Genomic DNA, 24,554 nt, shown 5'->3' with positions numbered 1-24,554 from the left:
GCAGCGACTGCGGTCGCTGCCCGTTTTGTCGTCTGGGGGAAGGAATGGCCGCGTGGAGGACGGTCGCCGCAACGCCCGGCCTGCACCGCCCGCCCGGCTGCTGAGCGCGGTTGCGGTCGTCGTCGCGCTGGCGGGTGTCGCCTTCGGTGGCTGGCTGATCTGGGGAGGCCAGCCGCTGCCAGCGAGCGCGCGCAACCTCGCACCCACCGGTGAGGAAGGCCGTCTGGCCGCCGATCCGCTCGCGATCGCCGACTTCGACTCAGGTCTGGAGAGCTACGCGTACATCCGCAGCTGGACGGACGTGGAGGAGCTGCAGTTCCTGAGCCGGGCCGAGGTCGACACCTACGAGTCGGGCGACGCCGGTGCGGCGCGCGTGGTCGTCTCCTCGCGGCGGCCGGAGGGCAAGCTGATCATCGCCGTCGTCCAGATGCGGGACCGGGCCGCGGCGGTGGAGGTGGCCGACGAACTCGACGACCTCCAGTTCGAGGCGGGGTTCGAGCGGCGCGATCCGGAACCGAACACGTCGGTGGAACGCCAGGTCGAGGTGTTCCCGCTGCTGGGGAAGAGCGACTCGCAGGAGCGCAAGCCGGTGGCGCGGGCGCATTACGTGCACGGCGACCTGGTGGTGCGGATGGAGCTGCACGCCAAGACCGCCGAGGACGTGACGGAGCGGTTCGGCGGTCTGCTGGCCAGGCAACTGAAGGTGCTGCCCGCCGATGGTTGAGCAGATGGTCGAGACGAAACGCGTGCCCGGCCTGGCGGTGCTCGCGGCGGCGGGGGTCGTCCTCGTCGGCTACAGCTACCTGTTCGGGCTCTGGACCAGCAGGTACCAGGAGTCGCCCGAACTGCTGGTCGTGATCCGCGGCTGGGTGAACCAGACGACGGGGATCGGTGAGGATTTCGGGTTCCTCGGCGTCGCGTTGCTGCTGCTCGTGGCCGGTTATGCCATCTCGGAAACGGCGTCGAAGCTGACGGCACGACAGCTCGTTGTGCGGCTGGGTCGTACAGCTGCTCCGGTGGTGGTGGGTGCGGTGCTGGTCAGCACGGTGCTCGTGCTGCTCGGAGCCACTCCGTTGACGGATCCGGCTAACGCCGAGTTGTCGTTCGCGGCGGTGGTGACGAACCTCCTGCTGCTGCCGCGGTTCTTCGGCCAGCAGTCGTTCTTGGCCCTGGACGTGCCAGTCACGGCGACTGTGCTGTTCGTGCTGCTGATACTCGCCGTACGGCCGTTGCGGCGTCATCCGGTGATTGCGATGGTCGTGCAACTGGAGATCGTCGGCGGGTTGATCCTGCTCGGCGGCTGGGCGAACGAATCCGGTTCGCCGACGGCGTTGCACGCGCTCGGGCTGATCGCCGGCTACCTGCCGTTGCTGCTCATCGGCGAGCTGGCCTGGTCGTTCCGGACGGGTGCTCTCAACGCGAGGTTCGGCGTCGGCTTCGGGTTCGCGGGAGTGGTGCTGCTCGTCGTGCACGACCGGCTGTTCCCCGAACTGGGCGGCTGGTGGCATCCGCTGAGCGCGATCTACGCGGTGTTGTTCATGCTCATCGCGCTGCCGCGGGGCGCCGCGATCGCAGTCCTGGACCCGGTGCGCTGGCTGGCGAGTCGTGCGCTTCCGTTGTTCTTCTCGATCCTGGTGGTCGGCTACGCGGCGCTCGGCCTGCAACGCGGCTGGGTGCCACTCGTGCTGGCCATCCAGGTCGCCTTGATGCTGTCCGGCCTCTGCGCTGAGGGTGCTCATCGCGCCGTGAGGCGGCTGTCATGACCAACAGGTTGATCAAACCAGAGGTGCCCGTGGCGCCACGTCAGGGCGGCACCGGCTACATGCACGGGCTCGATCTGCTGCGCGTCATCGCGTCGGTCTGCGTGGTGCTGACCCACCTGGTCGCCTGGTTCACGTTGCGGGAGAAGGACTTCTGGCTGGCGCACGTGGTCGACCAGTACGTCGTCGGCACCCTGCACCTGAACCCGCGCCTGTCGTTCATGGGCGTGGCGCTCTTCCTGGTGGTCAGCGGTGTCGTCGTGACGCACGTGGCCGACCGGGAACGCCCGCTGCAGTTCCTGCGGCGCCGCGTCGTCCGGCTCGTGCCGCTGCTGTGGGTGGTCACGCCGCTGGTCTGGTTGCTGATCAACCTCGGGTTCCAGGTCTCGTCCGCGAAGGAGGAGAACCTGACCTTCGGTGACATGGTGAGCGGCATGTTCCTGGTCAACTACTTCCAGGACCCGTTCGTCGCGCTGGTCGCCGTGACCTGGACGCTGAGCATCCAGATCGTCTTCTACGCCTACGTCGCGGCGACCATCCCGTTGCTGCGCCGCCGGCCGTGGATCCCGCCGCTGGCCGCCGTGCCGCTGTGCTTCATCACGTTGCTGATCACCGACGGCTTCTCGACCAACACCGCGCACCAGATCGGCCAGTTCGGCGCATACCTGCCGGTGCTGTGCATCGGGCAGTTGATCTCGCTGGTGCACTCCAAGAAGGTGCACCCGATCGCCGGCACCGCCATCGGCGCCGTGCACTTCCTGCTGTTCGTGTGGGCGGACAAGGTCGGCGGTTACACGTCCCAGGGCGACTCGGTGCCCCGCACCCTTTTCATCGCCGTGCTGCTGACGATCGTGCTGGTGTCCGCGTCCGGCCCGGTGACGCGTTCGGCGTTCATCCGTGGATGGTCGAAGCGCACCTACGCCATCTACCTGGTGCACCTGAGTTGCATGTACCCGCTGTTCGACACCCTGATGGGCGTGCTGGACCCGAACCTCGTGGCGCTGATGGGCCTCGCGTTGACCGCGCTCGTGGCCGAGATCCTGCACCGGCTCGTGGAGATGCCGGCGAACAACGCCGTGCGACCGTGGGAAAAGCGGAAGTCAACCACCTGATCTGAACCGTATCCACCTGGTGCGCCGCTCGTTACACAGGGTGTGCTGCAGAAGGAGCAGCGGCGGTGCAGAGGTGGTCGATCCCGCTGACTGAAGCAAAACCCGCCGCCAAGTCCAGAGTCGCCTTCGTCGACATCGGCCGCGCGGTCGCGGCGCTCCTCGTCGTGTACAGCCACCTGTCCGAGCAGTGGGTGGCCAAGGTCGAGGGCGACGACTCGCCGGTCTTCAGCTTCGTCGACGCACTGACGAGCGACCCGATGCACATGGGCCTGCAGGGCATCGGGCAGATCGCCGTACCGTTCTTCTTCCTGGTCAGCGGCTTCGTCGTGACACCGATCGCGATGAAGCAGGGCCAGTGGCGCTTCGCCGTGAACCGGGCGGTCCGCGTGTACATCCCGATGGCCTTCGTCGTCCTGCTGACCGCGTTGGTGATCGGACTGGGCGCCGACGCGCACGCCGTCGTCGTCGGGAAGAACCACGACATCACCCTGTGGACGATCATCACCAACGCACTGGTGATCAACTACCTGATCGTGCCCCAGGTCGTTCTGGTCGGCGTGGCCTGGACCCTCGTCGTCGAGGTCATCTTCTACGTCCTGCTCGTGCTGCTGCTGCCGGTCCTGAAGCGCCAGGTCTGGCTGGCGATTGCGATCATGCTCGTGTTCGTTTTCATCGTGCTGATGTCGCGCCGTGAGTTCGGAGCGTCGTGGGCCCTCTTCGCGGTGAACGTGTCGTACCTGCCGATACCGCTCATCGGCCAGATCATCTGGGCCACCACCACGAAACGCATCCCGCTGTGGCTCGGCGGGTTGTACTTCGGGCTCGCGTGGTCGTTGTACGTGCTCGCCGACCACCTGAAGATGGGCCGTCTCGACACGTCGTACAACCTCGCGCTGATGATCGCCGTCCTGTGCTTCTTCGTCGGTCTGTTCGCCGAGCCCAGACTGCGCGAACGCAAGATCTGGATCGCACTGTCCGAACGCAGCTACTCGATCTACCTGCTGCACGGTCTGGTTGCATTCGGACTGCTGAGCCTCATGCGCCCGAGCTGGCCGTTGTGGCTCGCCATGCCGTTGGCGGTCATCGGGCTGTTCCTCGTCGTAGAGGTGAGCTACCGACTCGTCGAGAAGCCGAGCCACGTCCTCGCCCGCAAGCTGTCCCGCCGCGCACGCCCGGCCCCCGCCTCACCCGAGATCGTCGCGGCCGAGGTCACCGTGGAGCTGCCGCGGCTGCGCGCACGTGTGGAGAGACCGGCGGACGAGGAGCAGACCACCCTGCTCCCTCGTTACCCGGCGAACGATCCGGACGAGACGCGCCGCAGACGCCGGTTGGAGGACAGCGCCACCCAGGCCATCTCGGTGGCGTCCTTGCTCGCGAAGCAGGAACAGGCCGGTCAGCGAAGAGACCACCGGGCGACAAATCGGCCCGCGCAGTGAGTCGGTCCCACCTGCAACCCCGAGTGAGTGCTACACGTCTACTACTTGTGTAAGTCACCACTCGGAGGCGACACATGTGGATCAGCGTGACATTAGTCACATTGGGCGGTTTGGCGTTCCTGACGCGAACCGTAATGGCCCTCCTGGCCGTTTCCCCCAACAAGGACGCTAGTGATTACCCTAAGCCACAAACGTCCACCAATTGAGATACTCGTTCGGAGTACGTCTTACGGACGAACGTTGACTTACCGTACGATCCTTTCGGGTCGTATGACTGATCAGTCACCCGAAGGGGACCTCACAGGGGTAGGTGCGCCATGGACCACGCACTGAGCAAGGTCATCGAGCTGCGCGAGAACGGCTTTCAGTTCCTCCACCTGAGGGACGACGCCGGCCAGCTCGACCGCATCATGGCGTTCAAGCAGCGCAGAGGGTTCATCGACTCGATCCTGTTCTGGTCGGAGACGGAAGCGCGCGCAGGACGTCTGCCCGCGGTCCGCGACTCGGCCCGGCCGGCCCAGGCCGTGTGGATCTACGAAGGACCGCTCGTCGAGGCTGTGGACAGGCTGCTCGACCTGCCTGAGCCGGGTGCCAGGAACGCGCCGTCGCTGATGAAGGCGACCGCTTCCGATTTGGCCGTTGTGACGACACTGCCGTTCAAGCTGAAGCTGCCGCCGGGCGCGATCGCCTGAGTCAGCGGTTTTCGAAGTCGCCGCGCTTGACGGCGGTGATGAACGCTGCCCAGTCGGGCGCGGCGACTGCGGAATTTGACCGGTTTTTGGAGTCGCGCACGCGCGCGGTTGAGCCGTTCAGAGCAATCTCAACGCAGTTGCCGTTACTGCCACCACCACTACGGCTGCTCTTGCGCCACATACCTACCTCTCGGCAGCCGACCTCTCGATCCACGCGGCGGACTCGTCGGGGGTCAACGCCAACTTCGAGAGGTGCTTGAAGACAAGGTTAGCGGTCTTCAGCCGCTCGGGATCCTCGATGTGGAGCGAGCCGGCCATGTGCTCGATGTAGAGGACTTGGGGGTCTCCCGCGAACGGTAGATCCACCAGCGTGAACGAACCGAGCAACCCATCGTGCAGCCGCGCAGACTCCAGCAGTACCTGGATGGTCACGTTCGGCAGGCGGCCGGCTTCAACGAGGTGCAGGAACTGTGCGCGATCAACGTTCCGGAGGACCGCCTCGGCGATGATGGCGTGGTACTCGAGCGGATTGTCACCGACCAACCTGCGCTGTCGGCGTTGCCGTACGAGGAGGTCGTTCTCGACCCACCTCTTGGATCGCTTGACCGTGGTGCCGTCGAAGACGTCTCGCATGTACTGAACGATCTGCAGCTGCACCGGGATGAACCCCAGCTGGAACTCGCGGACACGCTTCGCGTCGTGTTCGAGGCTGAGGTAGCCCTGGTCTTCGATGCCGAAGGGCCGCCACCAACCTTTCTCTCTGGCGAGCTCCCACATCTCGATGTAGGGCGTTTCCTCATCACCGATGACGCCGTACATGTCGAGCATCGCCCGCAACGCGTGGATGTCCGGCACCTGACCGTTCTCGATGCGGCTGAGCTTCGGCACGTTGTAACTGATGCGGTCCGCGGCTTCCTTCTGGCTCATCCCGGCACGTTCGCGCAGCAGTTGCAGCGCCTCTCCCAGGCGCCTCTGCCGGAACGTGGGTTCAGCCACGGCCCAAACGTTACGGGCAAGATCCGGAATTTGAGATTCTCACTCGCCGGGTGCGGTGAGGACCGTGCTGGTCATGGACCACTTCCACCGCATCGAGTACCGCCGGCGGCGGCCCGACGGCGCGCTCGACCTCGAGCAGGTCGAGGAGGTTCAGGATCACGGTTGGTACATAAAGGAAGGCGAGGAATGGCGCCGCCGCTACACCCTCGAATGCGCCTGCGACTTCCTGCGGCGCACCGAAACGAAACCGGGCACGTTCGCGATTTCCGTGTGGCGGGACGGGGCGCGGGTTTGCACGGTTGCGATGGAGTGGCGTCCCACCAAAGGATGAAGAAGTTCCCTCGCCTGAGTTACGCAGCTTGATGTAGAGGGGTCGGACGCGAAACGTTCGCGCCCATGAACCTCAGGAAGACCATCACGGGGGCCGCTGTTGCCCTCGGCAGCGCCACCGTCATGCTCGGCCTGGGCGGCATCGCGCACGCTGACACTGCCGGCGTCGGTGCCGGTACCTCCCCGGACCTCGGCGGCCAGCTCGGTGACGTCGCCAGCGTTGGCGACCTCGCCTCGGTGGACACCAGCGACGTCAACGGCAAGATCCAGGCCGTCAACGCGCAGGACCTCGACGTGAACGCGATCGTCGAGAACGTCGACGCCGGTGGCAGTGGTGTTCCCGCCGCCACGCTCCTCGGCCTCAACGAGCCGCAGGGTCCGCCCAACGCGCAGGCCGGTCTCGGCATCTGATCTGACCAGTACTTCCTGGCCGGGGCGGCGCCCGATTCCCTCCCCCTCGAATCGGGCGCCGTTCCACTTTTCCTAGGAGCGGAACGCCTTGAGCATCAAGAAGATCGTCGCTTCCGCGGGTATCGCCGCCGGTGCGATCGCGGCCATGGCAGGCACCGCGAGCGCCAGCCCGTTGCCGGCGCCGGAGCTGCCGCAGGTCGACGCGATCGGCAAGGTCAGCGACGTCGCGGGTGCGGCAGGTGTCAGCACCCTGCACAACTTCGGTGGCGCCAACGTGGAGATGATCCACGACGGCAGCCACGTCGTCGGCGGCTAGCGGCCCACCGCGTAGCCCTGCGCGCCACGTGGATTCGCGGCGGCTCGCAGGAGTCCATCGGCCGAATCCCTTGCCACGGCTGACATTCGGCCGAGGGTCCACTCGCCGGCGTCCACGACCTGGTGGCCACGCGCTCGCAACGCAGCCAGGACGTCCCCGCCGGCGCGGGACTCGATGACGAGTTCGCCAGGGGTCCAGGCGCGCGGGTAGAACGAGCTCGGGAACGCGTTCGAGTGCCACATCGGCGAGTCGATCGCCTCCTGCAGGTTCAGGCCCGCCCTGTGCGCCAGCCAGAAGCCGAGCTGCCACTGGTCCTGCTGGTCGCCGCCAGGTGTGCCGAACGCCAGCGCCGGGCGGCCGTCGCGCAACGCCATGGACGGCGACAGGGTGATCCGCGGGCGCTTGCCCGGTGCCAGCGAGTTCGGCAAACCCTTGTCCAGCCAGAACATCTGGGCGCGGCTGCCCAGGCAGAAGCCGAGCGACGGGATCGTCGGCGACGACTGCAGCCAGCCGCCGGACGGGGTCGCCGAGACCATGTTGCCCCAGCGGTCCACCACGTCCACGTGCACGGTGTCGCCGCGCGTGACGCCGGAGCGGGCGACGGTCGGCTCGCCGAGCGCACCGGTCGGGTCGCTCACCGACGTCGACGGGCCGCCGATGATGTGCTTGGGCAGCAACGGTTCCCGGCCGTCGGGCGAACCGGGACGAAGTTCGAAGGACGCCGAGTCGGAGATCAACGCCCGGCGTTCGGTCGCATAAGACCGCGACACCAGCGTTTCCAGCGGCACGCCGGGGTCGTCGCCGTACCAGGCCTCGCGGTCGGCGAACGCCAGCTTCGCGGCCTCGACGGCCAGGTGCACGGTCTCCGCGGTGGGCTTGCCGTCCACATAGGACAGGTCGTAACCCTCCAGCAGCCGCAGCTGTTGCGCCAGAACGGGTCCCTGCGTCCACGCGCCGGCCTTCACGAGCGACCACTCGTCGAAGTCGACGACCAGCGCGTCCTCGTAGGTCGCTTCCCACGACGCCATGTCGGCGCCCGTCAGCACACCGGCGTGGTCACGGCCGGAGTCGTCCCGGAACTCACGCCGGCAGAACTCGTCGACCTGCGCCGCCACGAACCCCTGCGACCACGCCCGGCGCGCGGCCTCGATCTGCGCTTCACGGTCGGAGCCCGCGGCCTCACCCGCGGCGAGCAGCCACTCCCAGGTGTCGGCGAGCTTCGGGTTGCGGAACCGGCCACCCCGCACGGGCAGCACGCCACCGGGCATCCACTGCGCGGCCGACGTCGTCCAGTGGTCGCGGAACAGGTCGGAGACGAGTTCGATGGTGTCGACGACCCGCGGCAGCAGCGGGAAGCCGTCGCGGGCGTAGCCGATCGCCCTGTCGAGCACGTCGCGCAACGACTTGGTGCCGTGGTCACGCAGAAGGGTGAGCCACCCGTCCCACGCACCCGGCACGGTCGCCGCGAGCAGCCCGCTGCCCGGCACGAGGTCCAGACCCAGTCCGGCGTAGTGCTCGATCGACGCACCGGCCGGCGCCACGCCCTGGCCGCACAGCACGCGCGGACCGGAGCCGGCCGCCGCGAAGATGATCGGCACCTCGCCGCCGGGGCCGTTGAGGTGCGGTTCCACCACCTGGAGCACGAAGCCGGCGGTGACGGCGGCGTCGAAGGCGTTGCCACCGTCCTCCAGCACCGCCATGGCCGCCGACGAGGCGAGCCAGTGGGTCGAGCCGACCATGCCGAAGGTGCCGACGAGTTCGGGGCGCGTGGTGAACACCCCATAAAGGTATGCGACGCTAACTAAATTGCGTGACGCCGAGTGACGTATAACCCACCCCTGAATGGAGCAGTCCGTTCCATCGGCTCGATCCGCAGGTCCACCACGTACGACTTTCGTCGTAGCTGACCGTGACGGATCTCCTACCAGAGGTCTACCGGCGCGGCCGATGTGTTCGAACACCCTCGAACGGCACAGTTCAGGCATGGGAATCCTGGGTGTCGCGACGATCTTCATCGGGCTCGCGCTGCTGGCAGCGGTGCCGTTGGTGGCACTGCTCCACTGGACCGACCGTTGAGGCAGTATCAACTCTTGGGGTAACGAGCGTTAACCTCCTCGCGAGCAGTTCGCTTCGAGGAGGATGAAGGCATGGAGATCTCGGGTACCGCGGCCATCGTCACCGGTGGCGCGTCCGGTCTCGGCGGCGCGACCGCACGTGCGCTGGCGGCGCGTGGAGCGCAGGTGTTCGCGCTCGACCTGCCCAGCGCCATCGAGAAGGCCGAGGCCGTCGAGGGCGTGACCTACCTGGCCGCCGACGTGACCTCGGGCGAAGAGGTCCAGGCCGCCGTCGACACCGCGGCGGGCTCCGGCGCCCCGCTGCGCATCACGGTGAACTGCGCGGGCATCGGCCCGTCGTCCCGCACGGTCGGCAAGACCGGCCCGCACGACCTCGACCTCTACCGCAAGATCATCGAGATCAACCTGATCGGCTCGTTCAACGTCCTGCGCCTCGCGGCCGCCGCGATGGGCAAGACCGAGGAGCTCGAGCACGGCGCCCGCGGCGTCATCATCAACACCGCGTCGATCGCCGCGTTCGACGGCCAGATCGGCCAGGTCGCCTACGCCTCGTCCAAGGGCGGCGTCGTCGGCATGACCCTCCCGGCCGCCCGCGACCTCTCGAGCGTGGGCATCCGCGTGCTCACCATCGCGCCCGGCATCGTCGACACCCCGATGCTCGCCACGGTCTCCGACGAGTTCCGCGCGGGCCTCGCCGCCGGCGTGCCGTTCCCGAAGCGCCTGGCCCAGCCGGCCGAGTACGCGCAGCTCGCGCTCTCGATCATCGAGCACGACTACCTGAACGGCGAGGTCATCCGCATGGACGGCGCTCTCCGCATGGCTCCTCGCTAGAGATCACCCGCGTACGGCAGACGTGACATGGCGTCCGAGGTCATCCACTCGCGCAGGCGGTGGGTGGCCCGGACGTCGTCCTCGTTGTACTCGAGCAGCCGTCGCCGCTGCTCGGTGTCGAGCGCGTCGCCGTTCATCCCGACCGCGCTCCGGTACCAGCGCATGGAGTTCTCGCCACCGGCCTCCGGATCCCGCCACTGGAACCCCGCGACCGGCGCGATGATCTTCAACCCCTTGCCGTGCGCGCACAGGAACTGCTCGCGCACGATGCCGAACAGGTCCACCCAGGAGTCCGACCCGATGAACTCCTTGACCTGCGCCACCGTCGGGATGCCGGGCTTGCCCGCGAACCTCTCCGCCGACGCCAGCAGCCACCGGTTCTCCGCCAGCTCGTTGTAGCAGTAGGCGCGGAACGACAGCCCGCGCGCCTTGGCCCGCAACCTGATGCCCGTGAGCCAGGTCCAGAACTCGGCGAACGAACGAGCCTCGTCGTCGCACGGCAGCGCGTCCCAGGTGACGAAGGCGCGGTAGCCGTGCTCCTCGTCGATGGCCTTCCCGGACAGCAGACAGCCCCACATGTACGCACCGAGATCGCCGAAGCTCTCCATGTCGACGTCGACCTCGACGTCCGCGCGCGGCACGTTCATCTCGGGCACCCGACGCACCAACGTCAGATCACGCAACCACGCGCGCGCCAGCACCACTGCATCCCCGAACGGCATCCCGACGAGCTGGACGGGCCCGTCAGCCAGGGGATCCAGCTCCGCCAGTGCGTCCACAGTGGACAGCCCGGCCTTCCGCAACGCGACGGCGTCCTCACCGCGCACGACAAGGCTGACGTCCCGCCCCTGCTTGAGATCGCTGTCGCACGTGGGCCACCACGGACACGTCTTGCAGTCCACGATCCGCGACGGCCGAGCCAACGGGTCCTTCTGGTTCACCGCCGCCAACGCCACAGCCAGCCGATCACTGAACCGAGCGTCGTACTCGGCCAGCGCAGTCCGCCCACCGGGCCAGGTCGGCGCCTCGAGGTCGTGCCACAGCACGACGTCCGCATCCATGCCGATCACGCCACCGGTAGCCCGCCCACTCCGCGCGTAACCCGCAGCCTGCAACTGCCGTTGCGCGTGAGCGAGCCGAAGCTGGTCCCGAGGCTGCGGCCGAACCTTGCGGTGCGGGTCCGTACGGCTCCCCCCGGGCAACGGCATGGTCAACGGACTCGTCTTGGCCCCCTGCCCAGGATCGGTGATCTTGTGCCGAACCACGAGCACCGGCACGTATCCCGTCGCGTCCTTGACCAGGAGATCGATCCCACCACGTCGCCCACCACGAGGATCACGCGGCAACGCGGCCCCCCAGATGTACGGCGCCCCCATCTCCATGGCGGCGAGCGTCACCCGCTCCCGATCAGCACTGCGCACGTCGGCCCCGCTCGGCACCTCGAAGAGGTCCGACCCGACCAGCCGCCCGAGCGCGTCCGCCACCGCACGACGATGGTTCGTCGCGTCCGCTTTCCGTTGTTCCGAAGCCGGATCCGGCGCCGCCTTGGGAGCGTCGCGCATCTCCGGATCGTTTTCGAGGTGCACCCGCCGCCGACAACGAGTGACCACGCCGGCGTCTAGCTGCACCTGGGAAGTCACGGATGCAGCGTATGTCGCGCGTCGGGAGGATGTGGAAGCAACCTGGGCAGTAAGTTTCTCCTGACGGAGGAGGTGTACCCGAATGGCGCGCAAAACCGGGCATCTGTTCACGCCCAAGAGGGCCAAGAACCTGGTCGGAGTGGCAAAGGTGGTGGCCCCAGCGCTCATTCCGGTCCTGGCTCCAGTACTGGCCAGAGGCGCAGGCATCCTCAGCGAACAGTACGACCGCTACCGCGCCCGCCGCCTCGGCATCAACGTCGCCGACATCGGCAAGTACTCGGGCTACGGCGCCCGCCTCCACGCCAGGATTGTCGGCTTTTCGGACTCCATGGAGTCTTTGCGCTCGTCCGATTCGGCCTGGGTGACGAAGACAGAAGCGCGACTGGCTCAGTTGCTGGCCGCCGTGCGGGCTTCCGAACGCATGCCGACGGCCCGGCGCAAAGCCGCACACCGGGCCGTCGGAACTGATCTGGACGTGTTGGAGCAGGAACTGCTCAGGCGCCTGAACGTGCGGTGACCTCGGGAGTCTTCCCGGTCACCTCGGCGACGGCCTTGACCGCCGCCTCCTCGACGACCTGACCGGGGTCGAGGTGCGCGGTGACCTCCTCCATCACCTCAGCCACCCGCTCCTCCCGCCGAATCATCGGATCCGACCGCAGATCCCGAGCCAACGACACACACAACCCGACCATCACAACCATGAACGGCAACGCCGCAATAATCGTCAGGTTCTGCAGCCCGGTGAGCGCATTACTCCCACCCACCAACAACATGACCGCAGCCACAGCCCCAGTCAGCACGCCCCAGAACACGACAACAGGCCGAGTAGGCCGAATAGACCCACGCTGCGACAGAGTCCCCATGACGATCGAAGCAGCATCAGCCCCGGACACGAAGAAGATCGCCACCAGCACCATCACCACAACCCCGGCCACAGCAGCCAGCGGGAACTGTCCCAGCAGCGAGAACAACTGGGACTCCGGCGAAGAGGCACCAGCCAGATCCATCCCCCGCCGCTGCTCGAAGATCGCAGTACCGCCCAGAATCGCGAACCACACCAGCGACACGGCAGACGGCACCAGAATCACGCCGGCGACGAACTGCCGGATCGTCCGCCCCCGCGAAATCCGCGCGATGAACATCCCGACGAACGGCGTCCACGAAATCCACCACGCCCAGTAGAAGATCGTCCACCCGGACAACCAGGTCTCGGTGGCGTCGCCACCGGAGGCAGCAGTCCGGCCGGCCATCGTCGCGAGCTCGCGGAAGTAGTCCCCGAGAGCCGTCGGCAGCAGGTTCAGGATGAACACCGTCGGCCCGACGACGAACAGGAACAGCGCCAACGTCACCGCGAGCACCATGTTGATGTTCGACAGCCACTGGATGCCGCGAGCGACACCCGACACGGCGGACGCCACGAACGCCACGGTCAGGATCGCGATGACGGCGACCAGCACGCCGGTGCCGACGTCGCCCGCCCAGCCGGCGGCCTCCAGGCCCGACCCGATCTGCAGCGCGCCCAGGCCGAGCGAGGCTGCGGAGCCGAACAGCGTCGCGAAGATCGCCATCACGTCGATCGCGCGTCCCCAGCCGGACGCGGCCCGGCGGCCCAGCAGGGGTGTGAACGCGGCGCTGATCAGCGAGGACCGGCCGCGGCGGAAGCTGCTGTACGCGATCGCGATGCCGACGATGGCGTAGATCGCCCACGGGTGCAGCGTCCAGTGGAACAGCGTAGTGGCCATCGCGGTTTCCAGCGGGTCACCGTCGGTGCCGGGCGGCGGCTTCACGAAGTGCGACAACGGCTCGTTGACGCCGTAGAACATGAGACCGATGCCCATGCCGGCGCTGAACATCATCGCCACCCACGAGACGGTCTTGAACTCGGGTTTCTCGTCGTCACGGCCGAGCGGGATCTTGCCGTAGCGGCTGAACGCGAGCCAGAGGGCGAAGACCACGAACCCGGAGGCCGAGATCACGAAAGCCCATCCCAGGTTCTGGATGACCCAGGCGAGCGCCGACTTCGAGAATGACGCCAGACTGGTGGTGCCGACGATTCCCCAGGCCACGAACGCAAGCGTCAGACCAGCGGCAACGCCGAACACGACCCTGTCGGTACGGCCCGGCTGGTCGCATTGGTTGTGCATGCGGCCGTAGTTACCCGCTCGTAGACCGAACCAAACTCCTCCGATTACCCTCACCGACGTGAGCACACGGTCGAGTGAGTTGCGCACCCTGCGTGGTGCCGCGCTCGCGCTGACCTCTTCCGCGCTCACGATCGCCGCGCACGGGCTGGGCGGCGGAGAGCTGTCGGAGTTCGTCCACGCGCTGCCGCTGGTGGTGCTCATCGCGTTCGCAGCGGCGAGCCTCGCCGACAGGCGCACCGGCAGGCTCTCGATCATCGCGGGGCTGGGTACGGCCCAGCTCGCGCAGCACTTGCTGCTGACGTGGGTCAACCACGAGCACACGAGCACACTGACCGGGCAGATGTTCGTGGCGCACCTCGTCGCCGCGACGCTGACCGGCCTGCTCCTCTTCCACGCGGAGAACGCCCTGTTCAGGCTGTTCTCCGCAGTCACCCGCCTGATCCCCCGCAGGCTCACGCCGCTGCCGGTCACCAAGCCGGTGCGGGCGTTCACCAGCACGCCTTACGTCCGCAGCGCGCACCACACGGACCTAAGACGTGCGAACGGGTTGCGCGGCCCGCCCTGTGGCTCCTGATCACTCAATCCCTCAATCCCTTTGGCAATCAGGAGCCACAACTTCATGTCGACAAATCGATTTGGCGTGCGCGCGCTCGCCGTCCTCGGCGTGGCCGGACTAGCCGTCCTCGGCACCCCGACGATCGCATCGGCGCACGTCAGCGCCCAGCCGTCGGAGTTCACCCAGGGCGGCCGCGCGACGTTCGCGTTCCGCGTCCCGAACGAGCGGGACAACGCGGGCACCATCAAGCTGGAAGTGACGCTTCCGCAGGACACCCCGCTCACCTCGGTGCGCACCAAGCCGCTGCCGGGCTGGAAGGCAGAGGCCGTCAAGGCCAAGCTCGACAAGCCCGTGACGATCGGCGGCAAGGAGATCACCGAGGCGTTCCGGACGATCACCTGGACCGCGGACCCCGGCGTGAAGATCGGGATCAACGAGTACCAGGAGTTCTTCGTCGCGCTCGGCACGCTGCCGGAGGGCAAGGACAAGCTGGAGCTCCCGGCCAAGCAGACCTACGAGAACGGTGAGGTCGTGGACTGGAGCCAGTCCACCGGCGCCGACGGCAAGGAGCCGGAGCACCCGGCGCCCGCGCTCAAGCTCGCCCCGAAGAAGGCCGCCTCGGACGACCACGGCCACGGCGCGGCCACGACCGGCACCGAGACGCACGAGGCCGCGGTCTCGAGCTCGGACAACACGGCCCGCTACCTCGGTGGCGCGGGTCTCGCCGTCGGCGCGCTCGGCCTGGGCTTCGGCGTCGGCGCCATCCTGCGTTCCAGGCGCAAGGCATGAAGCGCGCGCTCATCGCGTGCCTGATCGCAGGTGCGGCCGTGCTCGTCACGGCCGCCCCCGCGGCGGCGCACAACGCTTTGATCAGCAGCGATCCGAAGGACAAGGCCTCGCTGGAGGTCGGCCCGTCGACCGTCACGCTCACGTTCGACCAGGACGTGCAGGGCGGCCAGGGCATCAACAAGATCTCGGTGACCGACGGCGGTGGCGGCCACTACGAGCTCCCCGGCGACCCGATGATCAAGGACACCTCGGTCACCCAGGCCGTGGGAGCGCTCGGCAAGGCCGGGCTGTACAAGATCGGCTACCGCATCCTGTCCGCGGACGGCCACCCCGTCTCCGGTGAGCTGATGTTCACGCTCACGAAGGACGGCACCGGCACGCCGCGGGTGGAAGCGGAGAACGACGGCTCGGGTGCCGACCCGCACTCGCAGGGCGGCCTGCCCGTCTGGGTGTGGATCGTCGGCGCCGTCGTGCTGCTCGGTGGTGGCGTGTTCTTCGCCCTGCGCGGCGGGGGCACGAAGGCATGACCGACGTCCGGACCGCCGCCCCCAGCCACTACCGCGTGCTCGCCGGGCTCGTCCTCGGCGCGCTCGCGGGCATCGCGCTCGGCCTCGTGCTGGCACCACCCGTCGTGGTCGCCGGGGTCGTGGACGCCGGGGCGGCGGTCCGGTACGGCCTGCCGATCACGAGGGTGCTGCTGGACGTCTCGGCGACGATCGTCGTCGGGCTGTCGATCCTGCCGAAGCTGCTCGGCTTCGACCGGCCCACGCACACCGAACCGGTCATGCGGCTCGCCCGGCCGGCCGCGGTCGTCGCCGCCGCCGTCTGGGTCGTCACCGCGCTGCTGGCGATCGTGCTCCAGGCCGCCGAGCTGCGGCCGGGCAGCGACGTGAGCGTCGGCAACGCCGTCGACTACATCGCGACCGTCGGCGCCGGGAAGGGCCTGCTGTTCAGCGCGGCCTGTGCGTTCGTGTACCTGGTCGTCGGCGTGATGGCGGTCCGCAGCGGCGAGTCCGTGCCCGCTGAGCTGCGCATCCTCATCTCGATGTTCGGGCTGCTGCCGATCCCGGTGACCGGGCACGCCTCGAACTGGGAGTACCACGACTACTCGATGGTCTCCATGGAGCTGCACGTCCTGGGCGCCGCGGCCTGGACGGGCGGGCTCGGCGCGTTGATGGCGCTGGTGGCCTACCGCAAGGGGCTGCTCGCGGCCGCGCTGCCGAAGTTCTCGAAGGTCGCGACCATCAGTCTCGTCGTCGTCACGGCGACGGGCCTGTTCAACGGGCTGCTGGAGCTGGTCCTCAACCCGGTGGTGCCGTTCCCGCAGTCGCTGGTCACGACCGGCTACGGGTTGCTGTTCCTCGGCAAGCTCGTGTGCGCGGTGCTGATCGCGGTGCTCGGCGCGCACATCCGGTGGCGGTTGCTGCCGAAGATCTCGCAGCACAAGGTCACCGCGATCGTGCAGTGGGCGGTGCTGGAGGTGACGATCATGGGCGTCGCGTTCGGCCTCGCGGTCGTGCTCAGCCGCGCACCGGTCAGCTGAACCCCGTCGCCACGCGGACGAGGTCGGCCACGGCCCGCGACCTGCTGTGGGGCGGCCAGGCGATCACCGTGGTCACCTTCGGCGCGTCCACCACCGGTACCGCGGCCAGGCCTTCGAGCAGGCCCGCGCGGACGACTTCCGGCATGACCGCGACGGCACGGCCAAGCGCGATCATCTGGAACAACTGCGTCAGGTTGTGCACCTCCACGCCGGGCCCTGGCAGGTAGGTGCCGTCGGGCTCCGGCCAGCGCGCGAGCTCCGGCAGGTCGATGACGTCGGCCATCCGCAACTGCGCCGCGCCGGCCAGCGGGTGCGAACGGGACAGGATCGCGAACTGGCTCTCGGTGCGCAGAGCCTCGACGTCGAGGCCCGCGGTCGAGTCGTACGGTTCGTGCATGATCGCCACGTCGGCCCGGCCGTCGAGCAGCGGTTGCCGGGTGTGGGCCTCGCACAGCAGCAGGTCGACGGCGACCGCGCCTGGTTCGGCGGCGTAGGCGTCGAGCAGCTTCGCCAGCAGCTCGCTGGAGCCCCCTGCCTTGGCGGCCAGCACCAGCGAAGGCCGGTCGACGGTGCGGGTGCGCCTCTCCGCCGCGGCGATCGCACCGAGGATCGCCGTCGCCTCGGCCAGCAGCACCGCGCCCGCCTCCGTGAGCGAGACCTTGCGGCTGGTGCGGGTCAGCAACGCGACGCCGAGCCGTTGCTCGAGCTGGGCGATCGTCCGCGACAACGGCGGCTGGGCGATGCCGAGACGGTCGGCGGCCCGGCCGAAGTGCAGTTCCTCCGCGACCGCGACGAAGTACCGAAGCTCCCGGGTCTCCACGCGTCCACGCTATCGATACCGGCCGGGTATCGCTGCCAGACCGAAGTGATGTTGGTCCTGGACGCGTGCCGGACCACGATCAAGTGCATGAGCGAACAGACGATCGCGCTGGTCACCGGCGCGAACAAGGGAATCGGGTACGAGATCGCGGCCGGTCTGGGGATGACGGTCGGCGTCGGGGCGAGAGACGCCGGACGTGGCGAGGAGGCGGCCGAGAAACTGCGGGCGAACGGCGTCGACGCGTTCGCCGTCCCGTTGGACGTGACCGATGACGAGAGCGTCAAGGCGGCGGCAGCGCTGTTCGAGGAACGGTTCGGCCGCCTGGACGTGCTGGTCAACAACGCGGCGATCGCCGGGGTCTGGCCCGCGGCGCCGTCCGCCGCCACGCCGGAAAGCCTGCTGGAGGTGCTGGAGACCAACGTCGTCGGCGTCCTCCGCGTCACCAACGCGGTGCTGCCGCTGCTGGGTCGTTCCGCACGGCCGCGGATCGTCAACCTGTCGAGCCACCTCGCGTCGCTGACCCTGCAGACCACGCCGGGAGTGGAGTTCGGCGAGGTCAACGGGACCTACACGCCGGCGAAGACGTTCCTGAACGCGCTCACCGTCCAGTACGCGAAGGAACTCACGAACATCAAGATCAACGCGGCCTGTCCCGGCTACGTGGCGACCGACCTCAACGGCTTCCAGGGAAGGGACACACCCGCGGAGGGAGCCAGGGTCGCGATCAGGCTGGCCACCCTGCCCGACGACGGGCCGACCGGGGGCCTGTTCGACCACAGCGGACCGGTGCCGTGGTGATTGTTCAACGTGAAACATCCGCGCACTCGGTGAGTGGTCCGATCAACGCGGCGAGCTGCGCACGAACGGACTAATCGGTGATCAGTCGAGCCGAAGATTCCTCACGCATGCGCGCCAGCCGGTTCATCGTCCGCTGACCGCGACGATCCAGCTCGCGGCTGTCGATCCAGCCGTTGGCGTAGTAGCGGTAGTCCTGCGCCAACGCCACGAGCTCCGCGAGGTAGTCGGCGGATCGGCGCCGTCGCTCCTCGTCGAACGCCGCCAGCAGCGGCAACTGGGTGTCCACCACCTCGTCGAGCAACTGCGCGGACCGCAGCGCTCTCTTGGAACGCCACCTCCGAGTAAGGCTCACGCGCCGCACCTCGTCCTTCGCCCCGACCTGCCGCACCTTAGGCGTGGATTTCACACCCGTCGATGCTGCATTCGTGTGCGGAGGCCCTGGCGTTACCGGTTCGTGTCCCACACCATCCGAAAGAGATGCTATGGGGCCCAAACGAGATCGGGTCAGGCGGCCGACTCGGCACCGGTGAAGCGGGCGACGCGGTCCGCGAGCTCGCGGGCCTCGGGATTGTTGCGACGCTTCTCGGCCTCCTGGCGAAGCGGCTCCATGCGCTGCTTCGTGCGGACGGACTTGAGGCTTTCCGACAGGTCCACGGCCTGGCGGCCGATCTTGGCGCCGTGGTCGATGTCGCCCTCGAGCAGGTGGTTGATCGCCATCGAGGTCAGGTTGAACGAACGGCTGCGGGCGTACTCGTCACCGAAGTTGTTGATCGCCTTGGACAGCGCCGGGATGGCGGTCCGCGTGTACTTGGCATCCACAGTCTGTGCCAGCTCCGTGTGCACCGTGCCGATCATGGACGACAGGTCGATCTCGTTGAAGAACTTGGCCCAGGCGGGGGCTTCGGCGACGTTCGCGCGGGAGAACTCGTCGCGCGCGCGACCGAGCAGCTTGAGCGCCTGCTCGTCGGAGCCCATCTTCGCGTAGGCCCAGGCCTCGTTCGCGCACAGGATGCCGACGGCCAGTTCGGAACCGGAGTTCTGCGCCGCCAGCTGACCCAGCTGGAACACCTTCAGCGCGTCGTCAGGAGCGTTCTGGTGCAAGTACACGCGGCCCATGCGGTACAGGATGTTCGCCATCAGCGCCTCGTTCTCGCCCTGCTTGGCGAGGTCGAGCGCCTGACCGAAGTGGTTGCGGGCCGAGTCCATCAGGCCCGTGTCGAACGACGTCCAGCCGGCGAGGTTGTGCAGGTCGGCCAGCGCGACGTAGAGGCGCTGGCGAACGATGTCCGTGGAGCTCGCACCGAGCATCTGCTGTCCCCAGGACAGCTGGGCGACGACGGCGTCGCGGCAGGAACCGCCGCCGTACTGGTAGTCGAGGGCGCGCAGAGCCCGCGTCGCCGCTTCGACCTGGCGCACATCGGTCATGCCGATGCGTCCCGGAGCCGGAGTCTGTGTGGGGTGAGAAACCCACGACCCGGAGTCCGCTCCGAACACGGCCGCGCCGACTGTCACGGCGGCGGCGTGCGCGAGGAACTTCCGACGCTTCACCGACTCGTCCTCCTCAGGATGGGGTGAGTCCGCGGTTGCGGCCACCCTCACTGCCGTTGTCTCGTCATAGGCGAGACCCATGTATCCACGTGGGACACCCAAGCCAATGGCGATCCTGGTCAGGACGTCGTAAGCCATCACCTGGCGTCCCTTGAGGATCTCCGAGACCTCGGACTGTGATTGGCCCGTGAGCGCCGCGATCTGGCGCTGGGACACGCCGTGCCGTCGGAGCAGCCGGTAGACCGAGCTGATCTCTCGTCGGGCCAGTGCGTCCCGCATCTCCTGGTGGTCCCACACCTCAGGTGGGATCGGAGAGCCCTGGGAACTCATGGTGTTCATCGCGCACCCTCACAGTCCGTTGGGCGTCATCGGCAGACTAGGGGCAGGTCCCCGAGCCCGAGAAGTCCTCTTCGGCAGGGCTGATCGGCCCTGCCGAACACCGCTTACCGCTCACCGTAAGACTTCCACCGGTCAGCGCTGTGACGTCCCGTTCCGGCATGAATCATCGCAATCTAGATTCCGGTAAGCGAGTGAGCACGGAGAGGAACGACCGATAGTGGACAGCTCCTCCCCGAGTTCCACCTCCATTGTGGAGACGGGTGACACCGAATCCACATGGCGCGGCACGACCGGGCAGCGTCGGACGTGGCAGATCAGCTGCGGCGACGTGGTCGACCGGGACCGCCAGCTCACCGTGAAGGTCGTTCAGGGCCAAGTGGTTCTGGTCGGACCTCCCGGGGAGACGGCAGTCTTGTCCCACGACCAGCTCGTACAGCTCAGGGCTGCGCTACGCGAAGCCGCCGACCAGGCGGAAAGGTGACGGTGACGTTTCGATGGACGCGATCCTCGGACAGGTTCTTCGCAACGCTGTGTGGGAACGCCTCGACCTGCTCACGGAGCTGGCGAGCCGCGCGGACGCCCCGTCCCTCCTGTCGGTGGCTCGATCCGAGCTCCCTCGGCTGACCGAGGGATGGCGTGCTCTGCTGGCAGCGCACGAGCCGGACGAGAAGGGCAACTGCCCTGAGTGCTCCGGCCGTTGGCGCCAGCAGAAGTCACCTTGCTCGGTGTGGCGCGCCGCGTACGAACACCTGGTTGCGGGCGGACTCGCCCCGCGCCCGGCTCGCCACCTGCGCGAGGCCCCGGTGACTCCTCCTGTCACCCGGACCCGCCGCGCGGTGGCTCGAGCCCACTAACGGGCGTTTGCGTCTGACCTGGCGTCCCCCCGACACGACCAGGTCTGCAAACCGCCTACTGACCGGTGGTCCGCGATGCGCGAACCCCCGACCGCGACATCGCGGACCCCGGTCAGCTTCACAACTCCACAGATTCCCGCGGGCCGGTGACGTGCACCTTCCCTCCCCGACCGGCATCGGTCCGCGGTCACCAACATCGGCCCCTTGTCCGCACCTCCCGCGCAGGCAAGGGGCCGTTTCCACGCTCACGCAGGGGTCCCCCCGAGCTGGGAACCCCTGCGTTTCAACGTACTCAGCGACACCGACAAGATCAGCGGTGTGTGCCCGTCTTCCAGGTGAGGTACGACGTCAGGCCCGGGAACAGCCGGCCCGAGATCTCGAACGCCTTGAGCTGCCACGGGAACAGGTGCTCGGCGCGTTCCTTCTCCACCGCGTCGACGATCGCCTTCGCGCACCGCTCCGGCGTCACCGTGGGGATCAACCGAGCGATCGCCGGGATCCGCTCCTCGGCGCCGGGGTTGTTGTTGAAGTACTCGCTGGACACCTTGCCCGGAATCACTTCGCTCACACCGACACCCGTGCCGCGCAGATCGAGCCGCAGCGACGCGGTCAGGCCGCGGAGAGCCCACCGCGACGACTGGTAGCCCACGCAGCCGGGAATCGGCAGCCGCGACACCGGCGAGTTCACGTTGACGATCCAGCCGGAGCCGCGCGCACGCATCAAGCCCAGGTACTCCCTGGTCAGCAGCAACGCGGCCAGGTACGGCACGGCTGTCATCGTCTGCAGTTCGTCGGCTGAGGTGTCGTCGAGGAACAGCCAGCGGCCGACGCCCGCGTTGTTGACCAGCACGTCGGGTGCCGGAACCTCCTCGGCGAGCGCGCTGATCTGCGCGGCGTCCGCGAGATCTGCCGTGTGCGCGGACGCCGAGCCACCGAACTCGATGATCCGTTTGACCTGTAGATCGAGCAGTTCGGCGCTCCGGGCCACAAGGTGGACGTGCGCGCCGTGGGCCGCGAACCTGAACGCGGCCTCCGCGCCGATCCCCTGGGACGCTCCCGTGACCAGAACTTTCTTGCCCGACAGCTGCATCAGACCACCGATCGCACTCGACTCATCAACACCGCCGCCAGCACGGTAGCCAGCGCCGACGCCGCGAACAGCCCGCGGTAGCCACCAAGGTTCGCGAGGATCACCGTAGTCAGCAAGGGGGCGATGACCTGCGGCAACGCGTTGGCCACGTTGATCACGCCCAGATCCTTGGCCCGGTCGGCCGCGGCGGGCAACACCTGGGTGAGCAGCGCGATCGCGACGGCCAGGTAAGTGCCGAAGCCGACGCCGAGCAACGGGGCGGCGACCAGCGCCACCGGCCACGTCGGCGACACCACCAACAACAGTGCCGCCAACGCCATGACCGCCGACGCGCCGTACACGTACGGCTTCCGACGGCCAGAACGATCACTTCGTGCGCCGAACAGCACCGCTCCTGCGGTGAGCGCCACCCCGTACAGGACCATCAACTGCAGCAGGCCCTGGTCGGGAGACGGGTGGTGCACCGCGTCGCTCAGGAAGAAGTACAGGTACAGCGTGCCGAACGCGTTGCCGACGTTGAGCATGAAGTGCCCGAGCCACGCCCACGCGAAGTCGGGGTGCTCACGGGGTGAGATCCAGAACGTCGGCCGCACCGGCTTCACGACCAACTGCGTGTCCGGCGTCCTCAGCACGAAGAACAACGCTCCGGCCAGCACGATCGCCGCGCAGGCCAGGTAGCCGGCCTCCAGGTCGGTGACCAGCTCCGTGACGACGACCGCGCCCAGCACGGTGCCGAGCATCTGGCTGATGCCGAACTGCCCACCGACCTTGGCGCGTTGCACGACGGGCACCCGGTCCGGCACGGCGGCGGTCAGCGCGGCGAGCATGCTGCTGACTCCCGCCTGCACCAGGCACCAGCCGATCGTCATGACCAGGACCGACTGCGCACTGGCGAGAACAGCGAGGCCGGCGGCCGCGACGATCGACCCGATCAGCGTCCACGGATGCCGGCGGCCGAAGCGCGACGTCGTGCCGTCGGACAGGAACCCGATGAGCGGCACGCCCACCATCGCCACGAACGCGCCGACACCGGTGACCACGCCGAACACGAAGGTCTTGTTCGCCTTGTCCAGCAGTTCGGCCTGCCGCGGCAACAGGATCTGGATCGGCGCGTAGACCGCGAGCCACAGACCGAGGTTCGCGACGAACAGCAAGGCCATCCAGCTCCTGCGAACCGGGACCACCGGCTCCGCGAGTGCCTCACTCACCACTGATCACCTTTCTGTACCAGTGGAACGAGTCGCGCGGCGTGCGGCGCTGCGTCTCGTAGTCGACCTGGACCAGGCCGAAACGCTGCGAATATCCGGCTTCCCACTCGAAGTTGTCGAGCAGTGACCACACGAAGTACCCGGAGACACCGGCTTCCAGCGCGGCTTTGAGGTGTCCGTCGAGGAAGGAGATCCGGTCGGCGTCCGCGATCTCGTCGGGGAAGCTGCACCCGCTCTCGGTCACGTGGACGGGCGGCAGGTTCGGGTACCGCTCACGCAACGTCGTGATCATCTCGGAAAGCCCGGACGGCACGACCGGCCAGCCGAACCCGGTGCGCGGGTACTCGTCGATCTCCACGAGTTCGAACGGCAGCGGGTTGCCCTCCGACGGGGACTTCAGCCGCGTCGGGTTGTAGTAGTTGACCCCGTAGAAGTCGAGCGGCTGGTGGATGACCTGCAGATCTCCGTCCTGAACTGGCAGGAGATCGGCGACTGCGTCCGGATATCGGCCCGACAGAAGTGGGTCCGCGTACAACCAGTTGTGGATTTCGCTGTACGCCTCGGCGGCTGCTACGTCGTTCGGAGTAGCGGGCCAGGCCGGCGTGTGGTTGTTCGCGGTGCCAACGGCCTGTGCGTTGAACGAACGAAGCACTTCGACCGCACGGCCGTGAGCGAGGTTCAGGTGGTGGGCGGTCGGCAACGCGTCGAAGAGCAGCGTCTTGCCAGGGGCGTGTTCACCGATCGCATAGCCCTGCAACGTCACCATGGCGGGTTCGTTGATCGGGATCCACAGCTTCACCCGGTCCGCGAGACGGTCCGCGACCAGCGCCGTGTAATCGGCGAACCGGTCGGCGATGTCCCGGTTGAGCCACCCGCCCTCGGCTTCGAGCTCGAGCGGCGTGTCCCAGTGGTACAGCGTCGCGACCGGGGCGATGCCGACCTCGACCAGCGCGTCGACCAGGCGGTCGTAGAAGTCGAGTCCCTCGGCGTTGACGGGCCCCTTGCCGGAGGGCTGGATGCGCGGCCACGCGATCGAGAACCGGTACGCGTTCACGCCGAGCTGCGTCATGAGCGCAACGTCCTCGCGCCACCGGTGGTAATGATCGCAAGCAACGCTGGCGTCATGACCTTCGTGTACCGGAGTGAACTCGTCCCACACGGAAGGGCCCCGACCGCCCTCGTTGAACGCGCCCTCGATCTGGAACGCGGACGTCGACACTCCCCAGAGGAAGTCGCTCATCGATCCTCCAAATGTGAAACTTGTTC

Annotated in this window: 27 protein-coding genes; 16 read left to right on the top strand and 11 right to left on the bottom strand. The window is 67.8% G+C overall.

Going from position 1 to position 24,554, the window contains the following annotated elements; genetic code table 11:
- Positions 1 to 52: 52 nt before the first annotated feature.
- The 5 genes from ACFOWZ_RS14810 (at position 53) to ACFOWZ_RS14790 (ending at position 5,000) form a co-directional block, all read left to right on the top strand.
- Positions 53 to 724, top strand: coding sequence for a hypothetical protein (locus ACFOWZ_RS14810; RefSeq protein ID WP_382372566.1), 672 nt, complete (start codon positions 53 to 55; stop codon positions 722 to 724).
- Positions 717 to 1,763 carry a hypothetical protein gene (locus tag ACFOWZ_RS14805; protein WP_382372564.1) on the top strand — a complete coding sequence of 349 codons (1,047 nt, stop codon included), beginning with the start codon at positions 717 to 719 and terminating at the stop codon, positions 1,761 to 1,763. Before ACFOWZ_RS14810 ends, ACFOWZ_RS14805 begins: the two co-directional genes overlap by 8 nt.
- Positions 1,760 to 2,872, top strand: a complete 1,113-nt coding sequence (locus tag ACFOWZ_RS14800) for an acyltransferase family protein (protein WP_382372562.1) — start codon at positions 1,760 to 1,762, stop codon at positions 2,870 to 2,872. The genes ACFOWZ_RS14805 and ACFOWZ_RS14800 overlap by 4 nt, the downstream gene beginning before the upstream one ends.
- Before the next feature lie 65 nt (positions 2,873 to 2,937).
- A complete protein-coding gene (locus tag ACFOWZ_RS14795; RefSeq protein WP_382372560.1) occupies positions 2,938 to 4,308 on the top strand; it encodes an acyltransferase family protein in 1,371 nt (456 codons plus the stop codon).
- A 317-nt stretch (positions 4,309 to 4,625) separates the two neighbouring features.
- Positions 4,626 to 5,000, top strand: coding sequence for a hypothetical protein (locus tag ACFOWZ_RS14790; protein WP_030465567.1), 375 nt, complete (start codon positions 4,626 to 4,628; stop codon positions 4,998 to 5,000).
- 1 nt (position 5,001) lies between these two features.
- Here the strand turns inward: ACFOWZ_RS14790 and ACFOWZ_RS14785 are convergent, their stop codons facing one another.
- Both ACFOWZ_RS14785 and ACFOWZ_RS14780 read right to left on the bottom strand, forming a co-directional pair.
- Positions 5,002 to 5,181, bottom strand: a complete 180-nt coding sequence (locus tag ACFOWZ_RS14785) for a DUF397 domain-containing protein (RefSeq protein ID WP_382372558.1) — start codon at positions 5,179 to 5,181, stop codon at positions 5,002 to 5,004.
- 2 nt (positions 5,182 to 5,183) lie between these two features.
- Complete coding sequence (locus tag ACFOWZ_RS14780) at positions 5,184 to 5,996, bottom strand: helix-turn-helix domain-containing protein (RefSeq protein WP_382372556.1); 813 nt, start codon at positions 5,994 to 5,996, stop codon at positions 5,184 to 5,186.
- A 64-nt stretch (positions 5,997 to 6,060) separates the two neighbouring features.
- On the opposite strand from ACFOWZ_RS14780, the gene ACFOWZ_RS14775 reads away from it, so the two are divergent.
- The 3 genes from ACFOWZ_RS14775 to ACFOWZ_RS14765 all read left to right on the top strand — a co-directional run bounded on the left by ACFOWZ_RS14775 (position 6,061) and on the right by ACFOWZ_RS14765 (position 7,053).
- On the top strand, positions 6,061 to 6,327 hold the full coding sequence (locus tag ACFOWZ_RS14775; protein ID WP_382372554.1) for a hypothetical protein: 267 nt from the start codon (positions 6,061 to 6,063) through the stop codon (positions 6,325 to 6,327).
- Between the two features lie 65 nt (positions 6,328 to 6,392).
- Positions 6,393 to 6,737 (top strand): hypothetical protein, encoded by a 345-nt coding sequence (locus ACFOWZ_RS14770; protein WP_382372552.1) that lies wholly within the window; start codon positions 6,393 to 6,395, stop codon positions 6,735 to 6,737.
- Positions 6,738 to 6,825: 88 nt separating this feature from the next.
- Positions 6,826 to 7,053 carry a hypothetical protein gene (locus ACFOWZ_RS14765; RefSeq protein WP_382372550.1) on the top strand — a complete coding sequence of 76 codons (228 nt, stop codon included), beginning with the start codon at positions 6,826 to 6,828 and terminating at the stop codon, positions 7,051 to 7,053.
- Here the strand turns inward: ACFOWZ_RS14765 and ACFOWZ_RS14760 are convergent.
- Positions 7,050 to 8,831, bottom strand: coding sequence for a gamma-glutamyltransferase family protein (locus ACFOWZ_RS14760; protein WP_382372548.1), 1,782 nt, complete (start codon positions 8,829 to 8,831; stop codon positions 7,050 to 7,052). The genes ACFOWZ_RS14765 and ACFOWZ_RS14760 overlap by 4 nt on opposite strands.
- A 369-nt stretch (positions 8,832 to 9,200) precedes the next feature.
- On the opposite strand from ACFOWZ_RS14760, the gene ACFOWZ_RS14755 reads away from it, so the two are divergent.
- A complete protein-coding gene (locus ACFOWZ_RS14755) occupies positions 9,201 to 9,959 on the top strand; it encodes an SDR family NAD(P)-dependent oxidoreductase (RefSeq protein WP_030465571.1) in 759 nt (252 codons plus the stop codon).
- On the opposite strand, the gene ACFOWZ_RS14750 is transcribed toward ACFOWZ_RS14755, so the two are convergent.
- Complete coding sequence (locus ACFOWZ_RS14750; protein WP_382372545.1) at positions 9,956 to 11,599, bottom strand: TM0106 family RecB-like putative nuclease; 1,644 nt, start codon at positions 11,597 to 11,599, stop codon at positions 9,956 to 9,958. The genes ACFOWZ_RS14755 and ACFOWZ_RS14750 overlap by 4 nt on opposite strands.
- 82 nt (positions 11,600 to 11,681) lie before the next feature.
- On the opposite strand from ACFOWZ_RS14750, the gene ACFOWZ_RS14745 reads away from it, so the two are divergent.
- A complete protein-coding gene (locus tag ACFOWZ_RS14745) occupies positions 11,682 to 12,116 on the top strand; it encodes a DUF6474 family protein (protein WP_382372543.1) in 435 nt (144 codons plus the stop codon).
- On the opposite strand, the gene ACFOWZ_RS14740 is transcribed toward ACFOWZ_RS14745, so the two are convergent.
- A complete protein-coding gene (locus ACFOWZ_RS14740) occupies positions 12,094 to 13,743 on the bottom strand; it encodes a BCCT family transporter (RefSeq protein ID WP_382372541.1) in 1,650 nt (549 codons plus the stop codon). The two genes, ACFOWZ_RS14745 and ACFOWZ_RS14740, sit on opposite strands and share 23 nt — an antisense overlap.
- A 58-nt stretch (positions 13,744 to 13,801) precedes the next feature.
- Here ACFOWZ_RS14740 and ACFOWZ_RS14735 point away from each other — a divergent pair, with 58 nt between their 5' ends.
- Genes ACFOWZ_RS14735 through ACFOWZ_RS14720 form a run of 4 tightly spaced genes read left to right on the top strand, consistent with a single transcriptional unit; the run spans position 13,802 to position 16,631 of the window.
- Positions 13,802 to 14,317: a hypothetical protein gene (locus ACFOWZ_RS14735; RefSeq protein ID WP_382372539.1), complete on the top strand. Its 516-nt coding sequence runs from the start codon at positions 13,802 to 13,804 to the stop codon at positions 14,315 to 14,317.
- A 45-nt stretch (positions 14,318 to 14,362) separates the two neighbouring features.
- Positions 14,363 to 15,088, top strand: coding sequence for a YcnI family copper-binding membrane protein (locus tag ACFOWZ_RS14730; RefSeq protein WP_382372537.1), 726 nt, complete (start codon positions 14,363 to 14,365; stop codon positions 15,086 to 15,088).
- The gene (locus ACFOWZ_RS14725; RefSeq protein WP_382372535.1) at positions 15,085 to 15,615 is read left to right on the top strand and encodes a copper resistance CopC family protein; all 531 of its coding nucleotides are present in this window, start codon (positions 15,085 to 15,087) and stop codon (positions 15,613 to 15,615) included. The genes ACFOWZ_RS14730 and ACFOWZ_RS14725 overlap by 4 nt, the downstream gene beginning before the upstream one ends.
- Entirely contained in the window at positions 15,612 to 16,631 is a 1,020-nt protein-coding gene (locus tag ACFOWZ_RS14720) for a copper resistance D family protein (RefSeq protein WP_382372533.1), read from the top strand. Before ACFOWZ_RS14725 ends, ACFOWZ_RS14720 begins: the two co-directional genes overlap by 4 nt.
- Here the strand turns inward: ACFOWZ_RS14720 and ACFOWZ_RS14715 are convergent.
- Entirely contained in the window at positions 16,624 to 17,451 is an 828-nt protein-coding gene (locus ACFOWZ_RS14715; RefSeq protein ID WP_382372531.1) for a LysR family transcriptional regulator, read from the bottom strand. The two genes, ACFOWZ_RS14720 and ACFOWZ_RS14715, sit on opposite strands and share 8 nt — an antisense overlap.
- Before the next feature lie 87 nt (positions 17,452 to 17,538).
- Here ACFOWZ_RS14715 and ACFOWZ_RS14710 point away from each other — a divergent pair, with 87 nt between their 5' ends.
- Positions 17,539 to 18,249: an SDR family oxidoreductase gene (locus ACFOWZ_RS14710; protein WP_382372529.1), complete on the top strand. Its 711-nt coding sequence runs from the start codon at positions 17,539 to 17,541 to the stop codon at positions 18,247 to 18,249.
- A 70-nt stretch (positions 18,250 to 18,319) separates the two neighbouring features.
- Here ACFOWZ_RS14710 and ACFOWZ_RS14705 read toward each other — a convergent pair whose 3' ends face one another.
- Both ACFOWZ_RS14705 and ACFOWZ_RS14700 read right to left on the bottom strand, forming a co-directional pair.
- Positions 18,320 to 18,655: a hypothetical protein gene (locus tag ACFOWZ_RS14705; RefSeq protein ID WP_236703053.1), complete on the bottom strand. Its 336-nt coding sequence runs from the start codon at positions 18,653 to 18,655 to the stop codon at positions 18,320 to 18,322.
- A 98-nt stretch (positions 18,656 to 18,753) separates the two neighbouring features.
- Complete coding sequence (locus ACFOWZ_RS14700; protein ID WP_382372527.1) at positions 18,754 to 20,136, bottom strand: helix-turn-helix domain-containing protein; 1,383 nt, start codon at positions 20,134 to 20,136, stop codon at positions 18,754 to 18,756.
- Between the two features lie 494 nt (positions 20,137 to 20,630).
- Here ACFOWZ_RS14700 and ACFOWZ_RS14695 point away from each other — a divergent pair, with 494 nt between their 5' ends.
- Entirely contained in the window at positions 20,631 to 20,990 is a 360-nt protein-coding gene (locus ACFOWZ_RS14695) for a hypothetical protein (protein ID WP_035909125.1), read from the top strand.
- Positions 20,991 to 21,300: 310 nt separating this feature from the next.
- On the opposite strand, the gene ACFOWZ_RS14690 is transcribed toward ACFOWZ_RS14695, so the two are convergent.
- The 3 genes from ACFOWZ_RS14690 to ACFOWZ_RS14680 are packed head-to-tail and all read right to left on the bottom strand — an operon-like array spanning position 21,301 to position 24,528.
- On the bottom strand, positions 21,301 to 22,080 hold the full coding sequence (locus tag ACFOWZ_RS14690) for an SDR family NAD(P)-dependent oxidoreductase (protein WP_382372524.1): 780 nt from the start codon (positions 22,078 to 22,080) through the stop codon (positions 21,301 to 21,303).
- Entirely contained in the window at positions 22,080 to 23,240 is a 1,161-nt protein-coding gene (locus ACFOWZ_RS14685; protein WP_382372700.1) for an MFS transporter, read from the bottom strand. The genes ACFOWZ_RS14690 and ACFOWZ_RS14685 overlap by 1 nt, the downstream gene beginning before the upstream one ends.
- A 40-nt stretch (positions 23,241 to 23,280) precedes the next feature.
- Positions 23,281 to 24,528: a GH1 family beta-glucosidase gene (locus ACFOWZ_RS14680; protein WP_382372522.1), complete on the bottom strand. Its 1,248-nt coding sequence runs from the start codon at positions 24,526 to 24,528 to the stop codon at positions 23,281 to 23,283.
- Positions 24,529 to 24,554 lie beyond the last annotated feature (26 nt).

Origin of the sequence: Lentzea rhizosphaerae (assembly GCF_042649515.1) — a bacterium.
In the GTDB taxonomy this organism is placed as follows: domain Bacteria; phylum Actinomycetota; class Actinomycetes; order Mycobacteriales; family Pseudonocardiaceae; genus Lentzea; species Lentzea aerocolonigenes.
The sequence above is the reverse complement of the archived record's forward strand: the minus strand, read 5'-3'. Positions and strand labels throughout refer to the sequence as shown.